Source organism: Rathayibacter sp. AY1C6 (assembly GCF_002931535.1).
Lineage (GTDB): Bacteria > Actinomycetota > Actinomycetes > Actinomycetales > Microbacteriaceae > Rathayibacter.
This window is the reverse complement of sequence record NZ_PSWC01000024.1, coordinates 42,081-57,485: the sequence shown is the minus strand read 5'-3', so window position 1 is coordinate 57,485 and position 15,405 is coordinate 42,081. Positions and strand designations below refer to the sequence as shown.

Here is a 15,405-nt window from a genome sequence, read left to right as displayed (position 1 = left end):
CGCTTCGAGGTTCTCGGTGATTTCCTTGTACCGCTTGAGGTCGTTGCGGTCGAGCGCGACCTGTCGAATCTCGTCCGGCGCGGCCTGGATCACGGCGAGCAGGTCCGCGAGGACGGGGATGCCCTCGTGGTGCTCGTCCAGGTACTTGAGCGCCCGGTCGATGATCGTCTCCTCCCGGTCCGTGGGCGGCTGAGAGCGGAGGATCGTCAGGAGCGCTGCGATCATCGTGTGCCGGCGGCCGTGAGCGTCCGCGAGCACCTGAGCAGCGAGGCGCTGCGCCTTCACCGCACGCAGGCGCAGCTCCTTGGAGTCGCCGCCGCGCGCGTCGAGCTCCGCGGCTTGCTCGAGCGCCTGGTCGGCGTCGTCGCGCAGGCGCTTCGCCGCGCTGGTCGCCTCGCCGGGGTCGAGGATGTTCAGGTAGCCGCGGTCACGGCCGAGGGTGATGACCTGTCCCTCCATCGCGCGGATCAGATCCACGTAGTCAGGCTTCAAATCCCCGAGGACCAGCGGAATCGTGCCGTACCCGGCGAGCCCGGTCGCCATGCGGCGGGTCAGCGAGGACTTTCCCAGACCCGGCTTGCCGAGGACGAACATCGACGGGTTGGAGATGAGCTGCGCCCGCTGGAACCAGCTGATCGGGTCGCACAACACGGAGGCCCCGGTGGTGAGGTTCTTCCCCAGCGGCACGCCGATCATGGGCGTGCCCGTTCCGACCGAGAACGGGTACAGCCCGCACACCTGAACGGTCGTTGCGCGGAACTCATCGGCGGGCTGAATCGAGACGGCCTGTCCGCCGCCGCGGCCGAGCCATCCCGTCGACGTCGGCCGCATCGGGCGCTTCGGCGCCGACTCCTTCTCAATGTTCTGTCTGCCGCCCTGGTGCGGGATCGCCCGCTTCTTCCGCGACCGCTTCGAGGGCTTCTCGCGGGCGAGAGGAGAGCTGGCGGCGCGAGCTGCGGCGGCCTCCTCCTCAGCCTTCCGCACGCGGCGTGAACGGGCGCGAGCGTCCGTCGACGTCGCCGCGGCCTGCGCCGTCGTCGGGGCTCCGACCGCGCCCGTGGGCGTGGCGGAGTCGAGCGCGTCGACGTCGCCGGCCTCTTCGCTCTGGTCGACGTCGACGGCACCGGTCGGCAGCTCGTCCCCGTCGACGTCGGCGGGGACGTCGACGGGCTCGGTGTCGCGGTGGCGGGAGAAGAACTTGGTGGTGCTGCTCACTGGGGGCCTCCAAGAAGGGTCGGAACGGCGACAAAGACGGGTGAGGGCTGAGGGTTAACCCGGGACGGCACCGGACGTGTGTCCAGTGCCGTCCTGGTGGTGGCGGGGTGCGTCACAGGATTTCCCGCATCTCGTTGGGAATGCGCAGGTGCCGAGGCAGGACCAGCCCCAGCGGGAGCGCGGCGGCGAAGGCGGAGTCCTGCGAGCCGAACGCCGGCCGCATCCGCAGGCGGGCGGCCGAGGTGAGGGAGTCGATCGCGGCGCGCGCTTCGGGCTCCTGACCACGCTGCAGCGTGGTCGCGGTGACGATCAGGCCGAAGTTCATCAGCCCGGCGCCGGAGGCTTCCTCCGCGGCCGTGGCCTGCGCCGAGCGGGTCGAGAGCGTCGAGCGGGCCGTGGGCTTGGTGGACGCGGAGGAGTTGAACTGGGCGGCGTTCAGGTCCGCCTCCACGAGCGCTGCGGCGCGGGCGGGATCGATGGGCCGGTAGAGCAGGGTGACGCGCTTACGGGCGATGTCACGGTGCGGCGCGAGCAGGCGAGCGAGGATGTTCGACTGGACGACGCCGCGCGGGGGCGCGGTCATGGTCCACGACGTCGACACCGCTCCGTCGTGACGGTAGGAGTCCCAGTGCGCTTCGGCACCCGCAGGGCCGACGTCGGTCCAGGACAGGTCCGCCGTCTCGCCCTCTGCGCGCGCCTGATCGATCAGGAGCGCCGCGGCGGGGTCGTACGCGGTGCGGATGACTTCGCACAACTCCTGCGCGCTCAGGGGCCGCGCCGCGCCCGCCCCCGTCGCCGCGAGAGAAGACGTCAGGCCGGGGATGCGGGCGGAGAGGTCCGCGGCGACCTCCTTGGCATTGCGGCGCTTCCCGTTGATCCGCGCGGTCGCCGTGAACGTGAGCGCGATGTAGGCGTGGATCGTGGCCGACCCGACCGGGTAGGTCTCAACGACCTCCTGGAGCATCGCTCGCGCGAACAGCGGCGCGTCCGGGTCCATCGACCCCTCGACCTCACCGCGCAAGCGCGTGCCCGTGTCGGGCGCCGTCTCGACGGTGACCGACGCGGCTTCGATGCCGGGCTCGTCTCCGAGGTTGGCGAGCCAGATGCCGTATTCCGCGACCTGGTTGTTGATCTGCTCCTGATCCACCAGCGCGGCGCCGTCCGGCTCCGTCGCCAGCACGACGGTGAAGTGCTTCGTCATCGGGGTGCTGATCAGAGCGAACCGGCGACCGTGGGAGTCCTCGTGCTCGGTGAGCTGCGAGGGCGCGGCCAGGCCTGGGAGCTGGAAGGTGCCCCACTTCGCGCGGCCGATCGGGCCGGAGCGGTAGATGTTTGCTCCCTTGCTCTTGGTACGCCACCAGTTCACGCGGACCACCATCCTTCCGAGGGCGCTCTGCCCGTGCTTGTCCTTGACCGAGACGGTCAGGAGGATGCCGCCGAAGATGGCGGCGACGATGAGTGCGGGACCTAGGCCGGAGAACATGGACGCGATGATCGAGGCGACGATGCCCACGAACATCACGAGGGTGGCGAGCTGTCCCAGCCCGCCGAGGCCGGCGGTCTGAGGCTTTCGCCAGTTGCCGTAGGTGCGGGCCTTGATCGGATCGGTTGCTGTGCTGGTCATGGGTTAGCTCCCGCTCTCGTTGCTGCCGGTCGCCTCGTCGGTGCCGGCCTTCACGGCCTGCGCGGCGTGCTTCGCGCCCTCCGCGGCCTTCGTTGCGACGGCGATACCGGCGCCGATCGATCCGGCCGCGGCCGCGGCGCCGCTCGCGGCTGCCCCGGCCCCGGCGCCGCTCGACGCAGCGGCTCCCGCGCCGCTGGTCGCCGCGCTTCCGGCACCAGCACCTGCGCCGCTGCCGGCCGTCGACGCCGACCCAGACGGGTCAGCGGCCGGCGACGACGTCGGCGAGCCCGGCGTCGACGTGCTGCCGGACGGTCCGTCCGTGGACGAACTGTTGCCGCCTCCACCGCCGCCGTTCCCGCCGCCGCCGCCTCCGTTGCTGCTCGCGCGGATCGCACCCGTCGCGACGTCACCAGCGGCCGAGACTGCCGCAGCGCCCAGGAGCAGACCTGCCGCGCCTCCGCCGCCGACCGAGGAGACGGCCGGGACGAGGAAGCGCATCAGCGCAGGCAGAGCCACGAGAGCGATGAGCATCAGGGCCAGGCCGGTGACGATCTGGAAGAGCCCGGTGCCGTCCGACTTGAACAGGTCGGTGCCGGTCATCCGGAAGGCGATCGCGTAGACGATCGCCGCGGCGGGCTTGTAGAGGATGAAGGCGATAGTCCAGGCCATCGCCTTCTTGAACCACTGCCGACCCATCTCGGTGTTCGTGAACGACGCGGCGAGCGGGAAGATGCCGGCGAGGACGACGAGCATCGCGCCGCGGAACACCATCAGCGCGATCTGCACGTAGGTCATGAACACGGCGAGCATGCCCAGCAGGAAGAGACCGATCAGGCCGATGCCGGAGGTCGCAGTGAGGCTGATCATCGCGAAGACGTTGGTGCCGAAGCAGTTGCTCTCGCCCTGCTGGGACACGTCGCAGTCGGTCGAGTTGTTGAGGATCCAGATCGAGAACGCATCGCCCGCCTGGGTCGCCAGGCGGATGACGACCAGCCCTGCGCCGGCCACGGCGATCAGAGTCAGCACGGAGCCGGCGAGCTCGCGCAGCGGCATCGCGCGTTGCGTCCACACCATCCGGGCGGCGGCGACGAGGATCGCGAGGATCGCGAGTCCGCCGGTGTACCACTGCAACTGCCCCTGCACCCAGCCGACGACGCTCGAGGACTCGTTCAGGTGCATCGCCAGCGGCAGGAACCCGGTCACGAGCGCCGACGCGGAGGAGAGGAGCAGTACGGCCAAGAGGATGACGCCGATGCGGCCCATGTGAGCTTCACCGTCGCCGTGCCGGCGACGGCTCGCCATCATCACGCCAGCAACGATCAGGGACATGACTGCCAGGCCCGCAGAGACCCACGTCACGTAGCCGAGAATCGTCTCGAACGCCTCCGGCAGCGGCGGAGTGCCGCCACCGTTGACGCCGCCGCCCTGGTCCACGACCGTGACCGGGGAGGGGACGTTCATCCAGACGGTACCGAGAGAGGCGATGGCCTTGCCGTAGCCCTCCAAGATGTTGTTGACGAACTGCTGCAAGGCATCGTTCGACGCCTTCGAGACGACGTTGCCGACAGCGACGCCGGTCCAGCAGGGAACGTCGATGGGGAGGCATGCCTCTCCACCGCCGGTTGTGGCGGTTGCGATCACTGGACACCCGCCCAGACGATGTAGCCGCCGAGGTTCTGCAGCGTGGTGGGGCGGAAGGGCGGCTGTCCTTCGTCGGTGACGACGAGCTTCCAGTCGCCGTCGATCCACTTCACCGCGGACGGGAAGCTGATCAGCGAGCCCGTGTTCAGCTCGAATGCGGTGTCGATCGTTGCGTTCTCTCCGTCGTAGGACAGCACCTTGAATCCCGCGATCTGCACGCTGGTGCCGGTGTTGCTCTGCTGCGTGTCGGCGGCGATAGCGGCATCGCGGCCGGGTCCCGGTGCCGTGAGCTGCTCCACTGCGAGCGGCGCGAGTCGAGCATCCGAGCCCATCGCCCACAGGTTCGAGACAGCGAAGAGAGCGCCTTCGACGGTGTGCGCGTAGCAGGTGCGTACCCCGTCACTGTCGGTCTCCCCGGGGCCGGCCTCAGCGGAGCTGGGAGCGGCCATGGTGCCGACGATGGTCCACTCCGTCGTCGGCGGTGCGGTGAGGGTGCCGCTCTCCTCGTAGCCGGAGAGTCCGCACACGCTTTCGGCGTCGGCCGAGACGGTGGAGGTCGGGGTGGGGGTCCCGGGGGCGGCGGTCGTGGTGCCGCCTCCCCCGGTCCCGAGGGACGTCACGCCGAGCACGATGGCCGAGAGGGCGAGTGCGCCGACGATGACGGCTCCGACGATGAAGCCCTTCTTGGTGAACGGGTTACGCGGTTCGGAGTCGTTCATGACGTCCCTTGCCTTTCTGTTGGTGGTGTCGGTTTCCCGGGGACGCTACGCGCCCATCAGGAACCCGACGATCGTGAACGCGGCGGAGATGACGATCACACCCACGAGGAGCCGGCCGAGCCAGCCGCCGATTTCGCCGCCCTCGCCGCGGCGGGCGGAGACGGTCATGGTGACGCCGAGGATGATGAGGCCGACGACGGCGACGCCGAGGCCGACCCACTTGGCCCAGCCCATGACTGTGGTGAAGGCCTCGAATCCGGGGGGCATGCCGCCGGGGCCCGGGTCCGGCACGACCGCGCCGAGCGCGCCCGCGGTGGTGAGGATGTCGGTCGTTGCTGCGAGCAGTGCAGACATGGTGTGCTCCGTTTTCTGTGTTGGGTGGTGCGGGGTGATCGGCGCCGCGGTCGCGACGTCGAAAGGGTCCGGTTATCCGGTGGTGAGGGGGCCGTCGGCGTAGGCGACGTCGAAGTGCAGGTGGTTCGGGGTGTCACCGAACTGGGTGATGTGCTGATAGGTGCTCGACCGGCACTGGATCTGGCCCGCACGCGAGCCCTGCGGCACCTGCGGGTCCAGGACGTCAAGGAGCTGGAGGGCGTTGGGGTCGCAGCCGGTCGTGGCGGTGCCGGCGAAGCTGTAGAAGTCCACGGCGTTGCCGCCGCCGTTCATCCAGTGCGAGGAACCCGTGCCGGCGCCCAGGAGCGAGCCCGTGCACTGGCGGTTGAGGTCGGAGACGCCGATCTTCCCGAACGTGTTCAGGGCGATCGTGATGATCTGGAGAATGCGGACGTCGATCGCGCAGTTCTCCTTCGGGGTGCCCGCGGCCATGTCGCGGATCTGCTGCGCGTACCGGTCCTCGAGAAGGGTCAGGTTGCCTGCGTCCATCGCCGCGACGAGGTTCGCTGCGAGAGCCTGCGCATCGCCGGACACGGCGACGCATCCACCGACCGGCGCCGGGGAGGCGGGCGCAGTGCCGATCGGCGTCGACGGGGCACTCACCGGCGCCGCCGACGTCGTGGGTGCGGTCGTGCTGCTGCCGAGGCTGTTGAGGTAGGTCATGATCGCTACGGCGTCGGCGCGGTACTTCGTGTAGTGGTTCGGGTCGGCGTTGCGCTGGACCTTGTTGATCGCGATGGAGGGCTCCATCGACTGCCAGCCCTCGACGGCTACGAGGCGGTCGTAGAAGAAGCCGGCCGAGGTCGTCGGGTCCATGCGCTGCTCGACGGTGCCCCAGCTCGACTGCTGCTGGAACAGGCCGATCGAGTCAGCGACCGACCCGTCCGGGTTGATAGCACCGTCCCCGTAGTTGATGTTCACCAAGGAGGACTCCCCGATCGCCGTCTGCACGCCGAGGGTCTGCCCATCGGCGCCGAGGCCCTTCGCGGCTCCCGCGTTGACGATGAGTGCCGCGTTCACGAGCTGGTCGTGCCCGTAGGCGCCGACCTTCGCGTCCGCGGGGATCGCGGACACGTTCACCGGCCCGCCGCCAGGCAGGCACGCCGCGGCCGCGTCCTCAGCGGCGCCGAAGAACAGCAGCCACAGCAGCAGTGCGATCGCGAGAAGCGGTGCCAGGACCGCCGCGAGAACCCCCATTCCCCCCTTCGCCACCGGGCTACTCCGACGCCAGGGGGGTGATCTGCTCGACAGCCCATGGACCGGTCTCGACGGTGCGGTGGACGTACACGGAGTACTCCCCCGCATCCGTGGGAACCAGGATGCGCATCGTGAAGGCGCCGTCCCCGTCCCGGACCGATGCTGCGCCGGTGAGGGTCGTGCAGGGCACGTTGGCCGGGTCGACGGTCTCGTAGGCCACCGCGGCCTGCTGGCTGAGGAACGGGTACAGCTCAGCGATCCAGGTGTCGTAGTCCAGGGCGGGGCGGCAGAAGGCGGTAGTCGCTGCCACCGCGATCGCCACAGTGTCGCCCTCGACAGTCGGCTCCGGCTGCGGCTCCACGTCGGAGAGTTCGGCGGCGGCCGGCGGTGTGCTCTCGGCCGGCGCCGTCTCGGGTGAGGTCGGTGCCTCAGCGGAGCGCGTCTCGGGAGCTGCCGACTCGGTGGAGGGTGACGCGGCATCGGTGCTCGAGCTGGTGCAGCCGGTGGTGATGAGCGCGAACGCGACGACCAGCGCTGCCTTACTCGGCGTCCTCATGTGTGTCCCCTACGGCTCGTGCCGCAACCGGTCGTCCCGGTTGCGCGCTACGACCACTATAAGGTTTTTTTGGTTTCCTGTAACGTAAACTTAGGTAGCTTTATGAGTTTGCTTGGTTCAAGCCGACCGGGCTCCCGTGCGTGAAGGGGAAACGGCCAGTGCGCCACAATGGAACTCATGTCGTCTCCGATCCCTCCGCCGTCCAGGGAGGTGATGCACATGCGTGCCACGACCAGTGAAATCGGCAATCGCGTGCTGCACTTCCTGTCGCAGGAGACGGCGCGCCTTCACGGGGCCACGGTGTCGGAGATTCTTGAGGCGGTTCCCGAGGCCCGTAACAAGGTGACCCTCTTCGGTCACCTCAACCTCCTGGAGGAGGCTGGCGCGATCGTTGGAAGGCCAGCGCCGGGTGTTCGACACCGCAAGACCGTGACGTACAAGGTCGACTGGGACGCGATCGACCGCCTGCACGAGGTCAGTCGGGCATATCAGAAGGGCCAGATCGACCTCGCGGAGCCGCCGCGGGCTATCTGACGCACGCGGCGTTCCCTGTTCCTGCTGGGATGCGCTCAAGAAGCGCCACGCATCTGTGGGCCAGAAGTTTGCTTTCGTCCGCGACCGCCCGTAGCCCTGTCGCGAACTGGAGCTCGAAGGCATCCCCCGCGAGCCATCCTTCGACGCCGAACTGATCCCCGTCAGGAGAGGTCACCGCGACGTCCTCGAACCGTTCCGCGGCGCGAAGCCCGTAGCCGGCGGCGATGACGTCTCGGCCGAACCAGTACGTCTCCAAGGCCACCGCCCGCAGGATCGCGTCATCGGCGGCTTGCTCGATTTCCACTACCGGGTAGTGCCGCACCAGCCCTGTTCGCGCGTCCAGCTCCTCATCGGCCATGGACGGCTCGCGAGTCGCCACGCACCGCTGGCACGCGCAGTCGACGGGGTGGCTGTTGCCCAGGTGGAAGAAGTGGACAACGGCCGACCACCGTCGATCAGCGGTGCGGCCATCGTCAGTGAGTGCACGGTCCGCTCGCGATACGCCAGGAAGGGCTTCCATGGCGTTAACACTATGTCAGTGCTAGCGGTTTCGTTACTGGTGCTCGGAAATCCACCGAGCGATGGTCGAGTCGAAGACCTCCGGGTCGACGTTGTACTCCGTGTTGTGGGCGGTCGCTGCGGTCTCGACCACTTCCACGGCCGGCGCATTCAGCTTCGCGAACCGCTGGGAGACATCCATCGGCAAGGTCGTGTCGCCGGCCGAGTGGAACAGGAGGATCGGGCAGCCCAGCGCGGCGGCTCGCGGCTCGCGCACCCAGTCCAGCGCGTCGAAGTCCACCGGCTCCGGAAGACCGACGAGACGGCTCGCGAGCTTGCTGCGCAGGCCCACGAGGCCGAGGATCGCGACCTGACGAGGCAATCCCATCTCGACGGCGCCTTGCTCGATCGCCGTCTTCCAGTTCAGCGCCGGCCCGACGAGCACGAGGCCGGAGAGCAGATCCCGGCGGCTCGTGCGCTCCGCTGCGAGCAGCGCCACACCGCCACCGAGGGACCAGCCGATGAGGACGATCTTCCGCGCGCCGTGGGCGGCTGCGTAGTCGATCGCCGCGGCGACGTCGGCCCACTCGCGCTGACCGAGCATGGACGCGCTGTGAGGCACCGCGGGGCCGTCGCCGTCGCCGCGGAAGGAGACGACGAGGGACGTGTAGCCGAGCGCGGTCATCGCCGGCACGCTGCGCAGCGCGTGGATCCGCTTGGTGCGGATGCCGTGCACGTGGATCGCCCACGTGCCCTCCGGGTTCTCGTCCGGCCCGAACTGCCAGGCGGGGCAGTCACCTAGAGGCCCGGGGACCAGGACCTCCACGAAGTCAGGGTCGACCGCCTCCGGTCCGGCGAAGACGTCGCCCTCGCAGATGACGGCCTTCTCTCCGGCGAAGCTTGCGCCCCAGGTCGATTCGATGCGCCGGGTGGTCGCACCGGTCACCGGGTCGGTGTGGATCGGGCGGCTGAGTGTCGCGTGACCCGTGCGGTCGGTGCGGAAGATTCCGAGGATGCCGGGGGCGATGGTCTTGCCGTCAACGGCCAGCGTCATCGTCTTCCCGTCCTGGCGCAGGATCGGGATCTGAGGCGGATCGACGGGAAGCACGACCTGGCGAGCGGCGAAGATCGAGCCGATAGCGCCGGCCACGGCGACGCCTCCTGCTGCTGCTGCTCCAACGATCAACTTGTTCATTCGTTCCATCCCATACCTGCTGCTAGCAATTCACCGTCGATCAGTCGCTCTGCGCGACGAACGACACCGTTCTCGTTGTTGCTCAATTTCATTGCGCCGACCATCACCGCGTCGGTGACGCGCACCTGTAGCGTCATCAGTCGCACGAGCTTCTTCTCGCTCGCGGTTCCTTCTCTCACATATGAGACGGGCGGGGCGGCGATTTCTCGCTCTGCCAGCATCGTGACGAGCTTTCGGGAGCTCAGGTCGACGGCGACGTCCCTAATCGTACGCCGAGCGGGGAAGCTGCACAGGCCGGCGGTGAAGAGCAGGATCCCACCGAAGAATCCCGGGGTGAAGGCGAGATAGAGGACATTCGTCGTCGCGGCAGAGTCGGGCACGTATCGCGCTACCAGCATTCCGGCCAGTTCGCCCGCGGCTCCGGCGATGATGAGCGCGCCGCCGACAGTGAACGGCCAGTACGCGCGACGGGGGAACCTCGCGACTTTCACGATCAGTCGCACGAACAGCACCATCAGCCCGAGGAAGTAGATCCCGCTGCACAGAATCATCGGGAGCTGATCGACTTCTTCATGCGAGAACTTGGGCGAGGTGGCCGGGCGGTCGATCGCGATGAACGCGGCCACGTACGCCGCGATCCACGCCACGAGCAGGACGACCGACCAGAGGCGCACTCGGCCGACGTCGATCACGGCCTCCACGAGAAGCCACATCGCCGTGCAGGCGGCGACGAGCATCACGCAGTAGTAGACGTTCGTTCCTCCGAACAGGCTGTCTGCCTCATCGAGCGTCAGCCACGGGAAGCCGCCCAGTGCGAGCAGCCCCACCGACCCGAAGCCTGCTGCCACCCATGGGCGCGTCGGCGGACGTCGGCGGGCGAGGATGGCGATGAACCAGCCCAAGAAGTAGGCGGTGACGGCGAGGAAGGAGGCGGTGAAGAAGAAGCTCTCGATCGGACTCACTTAGCCGAACTTCCTCTCACCCGACCGGTATCGCGGGTACATGACGAGCGACACCATGAGACGCGCGAATTCTTCAGCTTCGCCTTCGCGGATCCGATGCGTCCGAGAGGAATCGTCGCCATCGAAAACAAACTGCTTAGCGTGACGTACCGCGTTCGTTGCGCTCGTCAGCCCCATGCTGTCGAGGCTAAGACCGTGAGGGAGCTCGACTTCACTCGGAGGATGCCCCAACAGGATGTGAGCCAGTTCGTGGAACACATTGAACAGCCGATAGTAGGCTTTCTTGTCGCTGCGGATGAGGATCATGTACTTGGTAGGAAGCAGCGCGGCGATTGTCTCGGTAAGAGTCAGGGCGAGATAGTTCTCCCACGACTCGTCTCCGCCCTGATACACCTCAATATCAGCACCAAGCACTTCTTGAGCGCGACGGATGATGGCTTCTTCGGTCGACAGTTCACCGGGGTAATTCTCAGTGAAAATTTCCTTGAAGGCGCGTTCGGCGGTCTGGCGAATCTGCTCAGTTACGAGCCACGGATCGTCCACAGTTCCCCCTCCCAGATACAGCCACTATTCGCGTAGCTCGCGGATCGACGCGGCGATGCCGCGGATGGCAGCAGGGGAAAGGTTTCCCCCGAGGGACCGGGCCGCCAGCGGCTCGACACCCTTGGATGCGAGCGCTCGGCGCAGCTCGAGGTCAGCTTCGATCATTGCGGTGTCCTCCGAGGTCGTCAGCTCCGTCAAGAACGCCTCAGGGACCTGGAAGTGAGTGGTGAGGCGAGTGAGCTCGCTCCGAGTCACGCCGAACCGCGCGGTGGCGCCGAGCATCTCGGACAGCCGTGCCGCCGGGATCCCCGCGACGTCATCACTCGCACTCGTGCCGGCCGGGAGGAGGACGCTCAGTCGTCGGGCGAACTCGACACCGTTCGTGAGCACGACCACCTCGTCAACGTCCGCGGTGGGCTCGCCGAACTCCTCCGCCATCGTGAAGATGGTGGCGACCTTGACTCCCAAAACCTGCGCGAAGCGCTCCAGATCGTTCGTGTCGAACATCGCGTCGCCGCGCATCCGCGCGTAGAAGTAGGTCAGCGTCATTCCCGTGCGCGTCGCGAAGTCGACGTTCGAAAGACCGGCTCTGGCCATCAAGGTCTTGATCGCTGCGTGAACGCGCATCGAATACTCGGACGCGCCGTTACCTGTTCTCGCAGCCATGCTGACCACGGTAGCCGCTCGTAGAGAGCACTGTTAGTTTCAGCAGGCCCCGACCAGTTCCGGGCACGAGAACCGGGGGTGTGGGTGAATCAGTCGCTGTCCCCCGTGGTCAACCTCGTTCGTCAGCGAGGAGGGTCCGCGCAGCTCGTCGTCCTCAGGGGCGGTGACGTCCTTCTCGACCACTCCCAGGGGTACGCACCCGATGGACTCTTCTGGTCCTGGTCAGTCAGCAAGCCCTACCTGAGCATCCTCGTGCACCAGTTGGCCGCAGACGGGCTCCTCGACATCGACGCCGCAGTCTCTTACTACTGGCCGGAGTTCGCTCGTCACGGGAAAGGATCGATCACTCTCCGCCAGGTCCTCCACCATCGTGCGGGGTTCTCGACCTCGCGCGGACTGATCGGGGACGCCCTGGCGATGACCGACTGGCGCAGCTCGATCCGTAACCTCGAGAGCGCTCGCCTCAGGACGGTGCCGGGCACCGTTCCCTCCTACCAGGTGTTCACCTACGGCTTCATCCTGGGCGAGGTGATTCAACGAGTGACCAGGCGTCCTCTCCGCGACGTCATGAACGACGTGCTGCTCACTCCGCTCGGCGCCACCAACACCATGCTGGGCGTCGCTGAACACGACCTCTCCCGATGCGTCTCCATCCGCAGCTCCGTACCTCTCGCCATGGGGGCCTTGAACAGCCGTGCCGTCCGCATGGCCGTGATCCCGAGCGCCGGAATCTCAACGACCGCTCGCGACGTCGCCAGGTTCTACGAAATGCTGCTCAACGATGGCCGGGGCCGCGATGACACGCAGGTTGTCTCACCGGAGATCCTGTCCCAGGCGACGATCGCCAGCTCCACCGAGGCCGACGTCGACGGCTTCGCCCACACGCCGATCCTCTGGGCGCATGGATTCCAGCTCGGCGGTCGCACCCCCAACCTCTACCCGCCGCTCGGATCGATAGCCGGCCCGCGAACGTTCGGACACAACGGGTCCAACGTCTGCGTCGCCTGGGCCGACCCGGACACGCAGCTCGTCGTGGCCTACCTAACCAACACGGTCGCTTCGGATGGCGCCCGCCACATGACGGCCGTCTCCAACGCAATCGCCAGCATCGCTCGCCCCGCGGCCGGCTGACAGGTGTTAACGGCTACGGTGAAGTATCGATTACGTTAGTCAGAGGTCGAGAGTGCCGCAGACCAGCGGGCAGCCTCACCCACGTTGGATGCAGGCAGAGGGGACAGCGACCACGACCATGACACTCGACACGCCGCACCACTCCCCGAATACTGCTAGCACTCACACCATGATGAGCCGCATGGGAAGAAGACGACGGAACGATGGAGCGGCGGCGGTGCAACTCAACGCCCGCGTGCTGCCCACCAACCGTGATGCCGTCTCCGAGGCTGCCGCCGCCAGCGGCGTGACCGTCTCGCTCTACGTCGACATGCTCTACAGCGAGCTGCTCGCGAAGTACGGCGCGCTCCCGCGGGTCACCGCGTCCCGATCGGAGCCGCCGATCACCACCACTTAACGCATTAGGCCCGCCGCTCACGCGACGGGCCTAGAAGCTCTCGCTTCACACCAAAGGCTTACCAGGGCGACAGGTGTGAAGCAGTTGATCAGGACCGGTTTCTCAGGCCGGGCCTCATCCATCCCCCCCGAGGGAGGAGAAGTGACCTCATCGTAAGCCACATTGCTGTGTCTGCGCACGCCCAAAATGCCGAAGTTGACTCCTTCTCGGCGCCCTGGGCACTGACGCGCCGACTGAGCCCCCGTGCCGCGGTGCGCACGATGCGCCCGGATGCCTACGGGCGCCTGGACGAGAACGCCTATCCGGCCGCGTTCCCCGTCTCCCCCGTCGCGCCGGCCGCCCCGTGGGCGATCTACCTCACCGACGACGCCGGAGCGTTCCGGCTGCTGTGCTTCGACTTCGACGGCAAGGACTCCCGCGGCGTCGACGCCGACCTCATGGAGCAGGCCGCGGACGACTGCGACGCGCTTTCCGCCGTCCTCGACGCGCACCAGGTCGCTCACGTCGTCTGCCAGTCCTCCGGCACCGGAGGTCGCCACCTGTGGGTCGCTCTCGCGGAAGCCGCCCCAGCCGAGCAGGTGGCCCGATTGGCGATCGCCGCTCGAGCAAACTTCCGCACCCTCGACCACGGGATGCTCCGCAACCCGCGCACCGGCGCCGCCCGGCCGCCGCTCTCCCCGCACCGCGACGGCAGCTTCTCGAGGGTCCTCCGCGGCCGCGCAGAGGAGCTGCTGGACACGAACGTCACCGCGGCCGCCATCGATGCCGTCACGGTCGCGCTGGAAGCGTCCCGTCCGCCGCAGCGCGTCGACGCCACTCCCCCAGTACCCACCGCCACCGCACACCACACGCACCGGACGCTGAGCGCTGCCGGCGCCGCCCACATGGCCACGGCCGGCGGCGGCGCGAATCCATCGTGGACCGCGTTCATGTGCCTGCTCTCCGCTGCTCACGCCGGCTGGTCCCTGACCGACGTCGAGCACGCCGCCCGAAGCGCGCCCGGGATGGAGCACTACCGGACCAAGAACACCGGCCGCGGCCACCGCCGGCCCCGCGCCCGCGACGAGGCCGCGGAGCGACTGGCGCGGCAGTGGGAGAAGGCCCGCCAGTACGCGGCGCTGCACGCCGTTCTCCCGCCCGAGCGCGAAATGAGCGACCTGGCGGAGCTGGGCAGCATCGTCGGCGCCGTCAGCGGCCTCCTCGACCGGTTCCGGGTGAGCCCGGGCCGGTGGGGCAGGACCGAGCGAGCGACGTCGGAGAAGACGATCCTCACCGCCCTGGCCTACCTCACCCTGCACACCGGCAAGCGCACCGTCGCCGCGTCCATCCGCGACCTGGCCCTCCTGGCGGGCCTGGGACGCACCACGGCCGCCAGCGCCCTGCGGAGCCTGCGCGAGGACGGCTACGTGCAGCTCGTCGTCCGCGCTGACGGATCGAACGCCAGCGAATGGCGACTGTCCGAGCACTTTTCCACAGGCTCACTGCAAGGTCCGGTCACAACCACTAATAACCCCCGCCCCCCCGGGCCGCTTTTCACTGAACGAACCATGCTGCTCACCACGCTCGAGGCGGACCTCACGGACACTCGGCACGACCTCTTCACCCGCGCCGGCCTCGGACACCTGGCAGGGAAGGCGTACGCGCTGCTGCGCCGAGAAGGAACCCTCGCCGTCGACGCCGCCGCCACACTGCTGGGAGTGACCACCCGCACCGCCGCCACAGCCCTCTCCCGCCTGCGCACCCACCGCCTGATCGTCAAGCACACCAACGGCTGGACCCAGGCCAAGCGCGACCTCCGAACCGCCGCCGCTCGCGCGATCGGTGTCGACGGAGTCTTGACGGATCGAGCGCACCGCTACGACGTCGAGCGCGAAGTCTGGGCCTGGTGGCAAGCCGAGCTCGCTCACCGGTCCTCCTCCCCCAGGCAACGACCGCGACGCCGACACGTGTCGAGCCGACCCCTGTTCGAGGACAGCACCGCTGGCGAGCGCGTCTGGCCGCTCTACCCCCGCGACGCCGCCGGCCGCGGCGATCACCGCGAGGCGCTGCACTGGGGACGCACCGGCATGCTCGCCCCCGGCTCGCTCTGGTGGTCCTCGACCGCCGCATGACGTCGACCGCACGCGCGTTCGAA

General features: G+C 68.2%; 15 protein-coding genes and 1 pseudogene. 4 read left to right on the top strand and 12 right to left on the bottom strand.

What is annotated here, in order from left to right:
* From C5D36_RS13935 to C5D36_RS13900, 7 genes and pseudogenes are all read right to left on the bottom strand, one after another.
* A pseudogene (locus tag C5D36_RS13935) lies at positions 1–1,215 on the bottom strand (hypothetical protein); the annotation flags it as partial.
* Between the two features lie 112 nt (positions 1,216–1,327).
* Positions 1,328–2,839 carry an SCO6880 family protein gene (locus tag C5D36_RS13925; protein WP_181072914.1) on the bottom strand — a complete coding sequence of 504 codons (1,512 nt, stop codon included), beginning with the start codon at positions 2,837–2,839 and terminating at the stop codon, positions 1,328–1,330.
* A 3-nt stretch (positions 2,840–2,842) separates the two neighbouring features.
* Positions 2,843–4,369, bottom strand: coding sequence for a hypothetical protein (locus C5D36_RS13920; RefSeq protein WP_104227107.1), 1,527 nt, complete (start codon positions 4,367–4,369; stop codon positions 2,843–2,845).
* Positions 4,370–4,476: 107 nt separating this feature from the next.
* Positions 4,477–5,199: a hypothetical protein gene (locus tag C5D36_RS13915; protein WP_104227108.1), complete on the bottom strand. Its 723-nt coding sequence runs from the start codon at positions 5,197–5,199 to the stop codon at positions 4,477–4,479.
* A gap of 45 nt (positions 5,200–5,244) precedes the next feature.
* Positions 5,245–5,553, bottom strand: coding sequence for a hypothetical protein (locus C5D36_RS13910; protein ID WP_104224227.1), 309 nt, complete (start codon positions 5,551–5,553; stop codon positions 5,245–5,247).
* Between the two features lie 72 nt (positions 5,554–5,625).
* A complete protein-coding gene (locus tag C5D36_RS13905) occupies positions 5,626–6,789 on the bottom strand; it encodes a hypothetical protein (protein ID WP_104227109.1) in 1,164 nt (387 codons plus the stop codon).
* Between the two features lie 19 nt (positions 6,790–6,808).
* Positions 6,809–7,345: a hypothetical protein gene (locus tag C5D36_RS13900; protein WP_104227110.1), complete on the bottom strand. Its 537-nt coding sequence runs from the start codon at positions 7,343–7,345 to the stop codon at positions 6,809–6,811.
* A 219-nt stretch (positions 7,346–7,564) separates the two neighbouring features.
* Between C5D36_RS13900 and C5D36_RS13895 the strand changes: the two genes are divergently transcribed.
* The gene (locus tag C5D36_RS13895; protein ID WP_146078849.1) at positions 7,565–7,879 is read left to right on the top strand and encodes a hypothetical protein; all 315 of its coding nucleotides are present in this window, start codon (positions 7,565–7,567) and stop codon (positions 7,877–7,879) included.
* On the opposite strand, the gene C5D36_RS13890 is transcribed toward C5D36_RS13895, so the two are convergent.
* The 5 genes from C5D36_RS13890 to C5D36_RS13870 all read right to left on the bottom strand — a co-directional run bounded on the left by C5D36_RS13890 (position 7,872) and on the right by C5D36_RS13870 (position 11,743).
* Positions 7,872–8,237 (bottom strand): hypothetical protein, encoded by a 366-nt coding sequence (locus C5D36_RS13890; protein ID WP_104227112.1) that lies wholly within the window; start codon positions 8,235–8,237, stop codon positions 7,872–7,874. The two genes, C5D36_RS13895 and C5D36_RS13890, sit on opposite strands and share 8 nt — an antisense overlap.
* 195 nt (positions 8,238–8,432) lie before the next feature.
* A complete protein-coding gene (locus tag C5D36_RS13885) occupies positions 8,433–9,572 on the bottom strand; it encodes a S9 family peptidase (RefSeq protein WP_181072913.1) in 1,140 nt (379 codons plus the stop codon).
* On the bottom strand, positions 9,569–10,534 hold the full coding sequence (locus C5D36_RS13880) for a hypothetical protein (protein WP_104227113.1): 966 nt from the start codon (positions 10,532–10,534) through the stop codon (positions 9,569–9,571). The genes C5D36_RS13885 and C5D36_RS13880 overlap by 4 nt, the downstream gene beginning before the upstream one ends.
* Positions 10,535–11,077, bottom strand: coding sequence for an ImmA/IrrE family metallo-endopeptidase (locus tag C5D36_RS13875; RefSeq protein ID WP_104224220.1), 543 nt, complete (start codon positions 11,075–11,077; stop codon positions 10,535–10,537). It lies immediately after the preceding gene.
* 24 nt (positions 11,078–11,101) lie between these two features.
* Positions 11,102–11,743 carry a helix-turn-helix domain-containing protein gene (locus C5D36_RS13870; protein WP_146078848.1) on the bottom strand — a complete coding sequence of 214 codons (642 nt, stop codon included), beginning with the start codon at positions 11,741–11,743 and terminating at the stop codon, positions 11,102–11,104.
* A gap of 84 nt (positions 11,744–11,827) precedes the next feature.
* Between C5D36_RS13870 and C5D36_RS13865 the strand changes: the two genes are divergently transcribed.
* The 3 genes from C5D36_RS13865 to C5D36_RS13855 all read left to right on the top strand — a co-directional run bounded on the left by C5D36_RS13865 (position 11,828) and on the right by C5D36_RS13855 (position 15,382).
* Positions 11,828–12,874, top strand: coding sequence for a serine hydrolase (locus C5D36_RS13865; RefSeq protein WP_181072912.1), 1,047 nt, complete (start codon positions 11,828–11,830; stop codon positions 12,872–12,874).
* Between the two features lie 217 nt (positions 12,875–13,091).
* Complete coding sequence (locus C5D36_RS13860; protein ID WP_104224217.1) at positions 13,092–13,271, top strand: hypothetical protein; 180 nt, start codon at positions 13,092–13,094, stop codon at positions 13,269–13,271.
* A gap of 260 nt (positions 13,272–13,531) precedes the next feature.
* On the top strand, positions 13,532–15,382 hold the full coding sequence (locus tag C5D36_RS13855; protein ID WP_181134912.1) for a hypothetical protein: 1,851 nt from the start codon (positions 13,532–13,534) through the stop codon (positions 15,380–15,382).
* Positions 15,383–15,405: the final 23 nt, after the last annotated feature.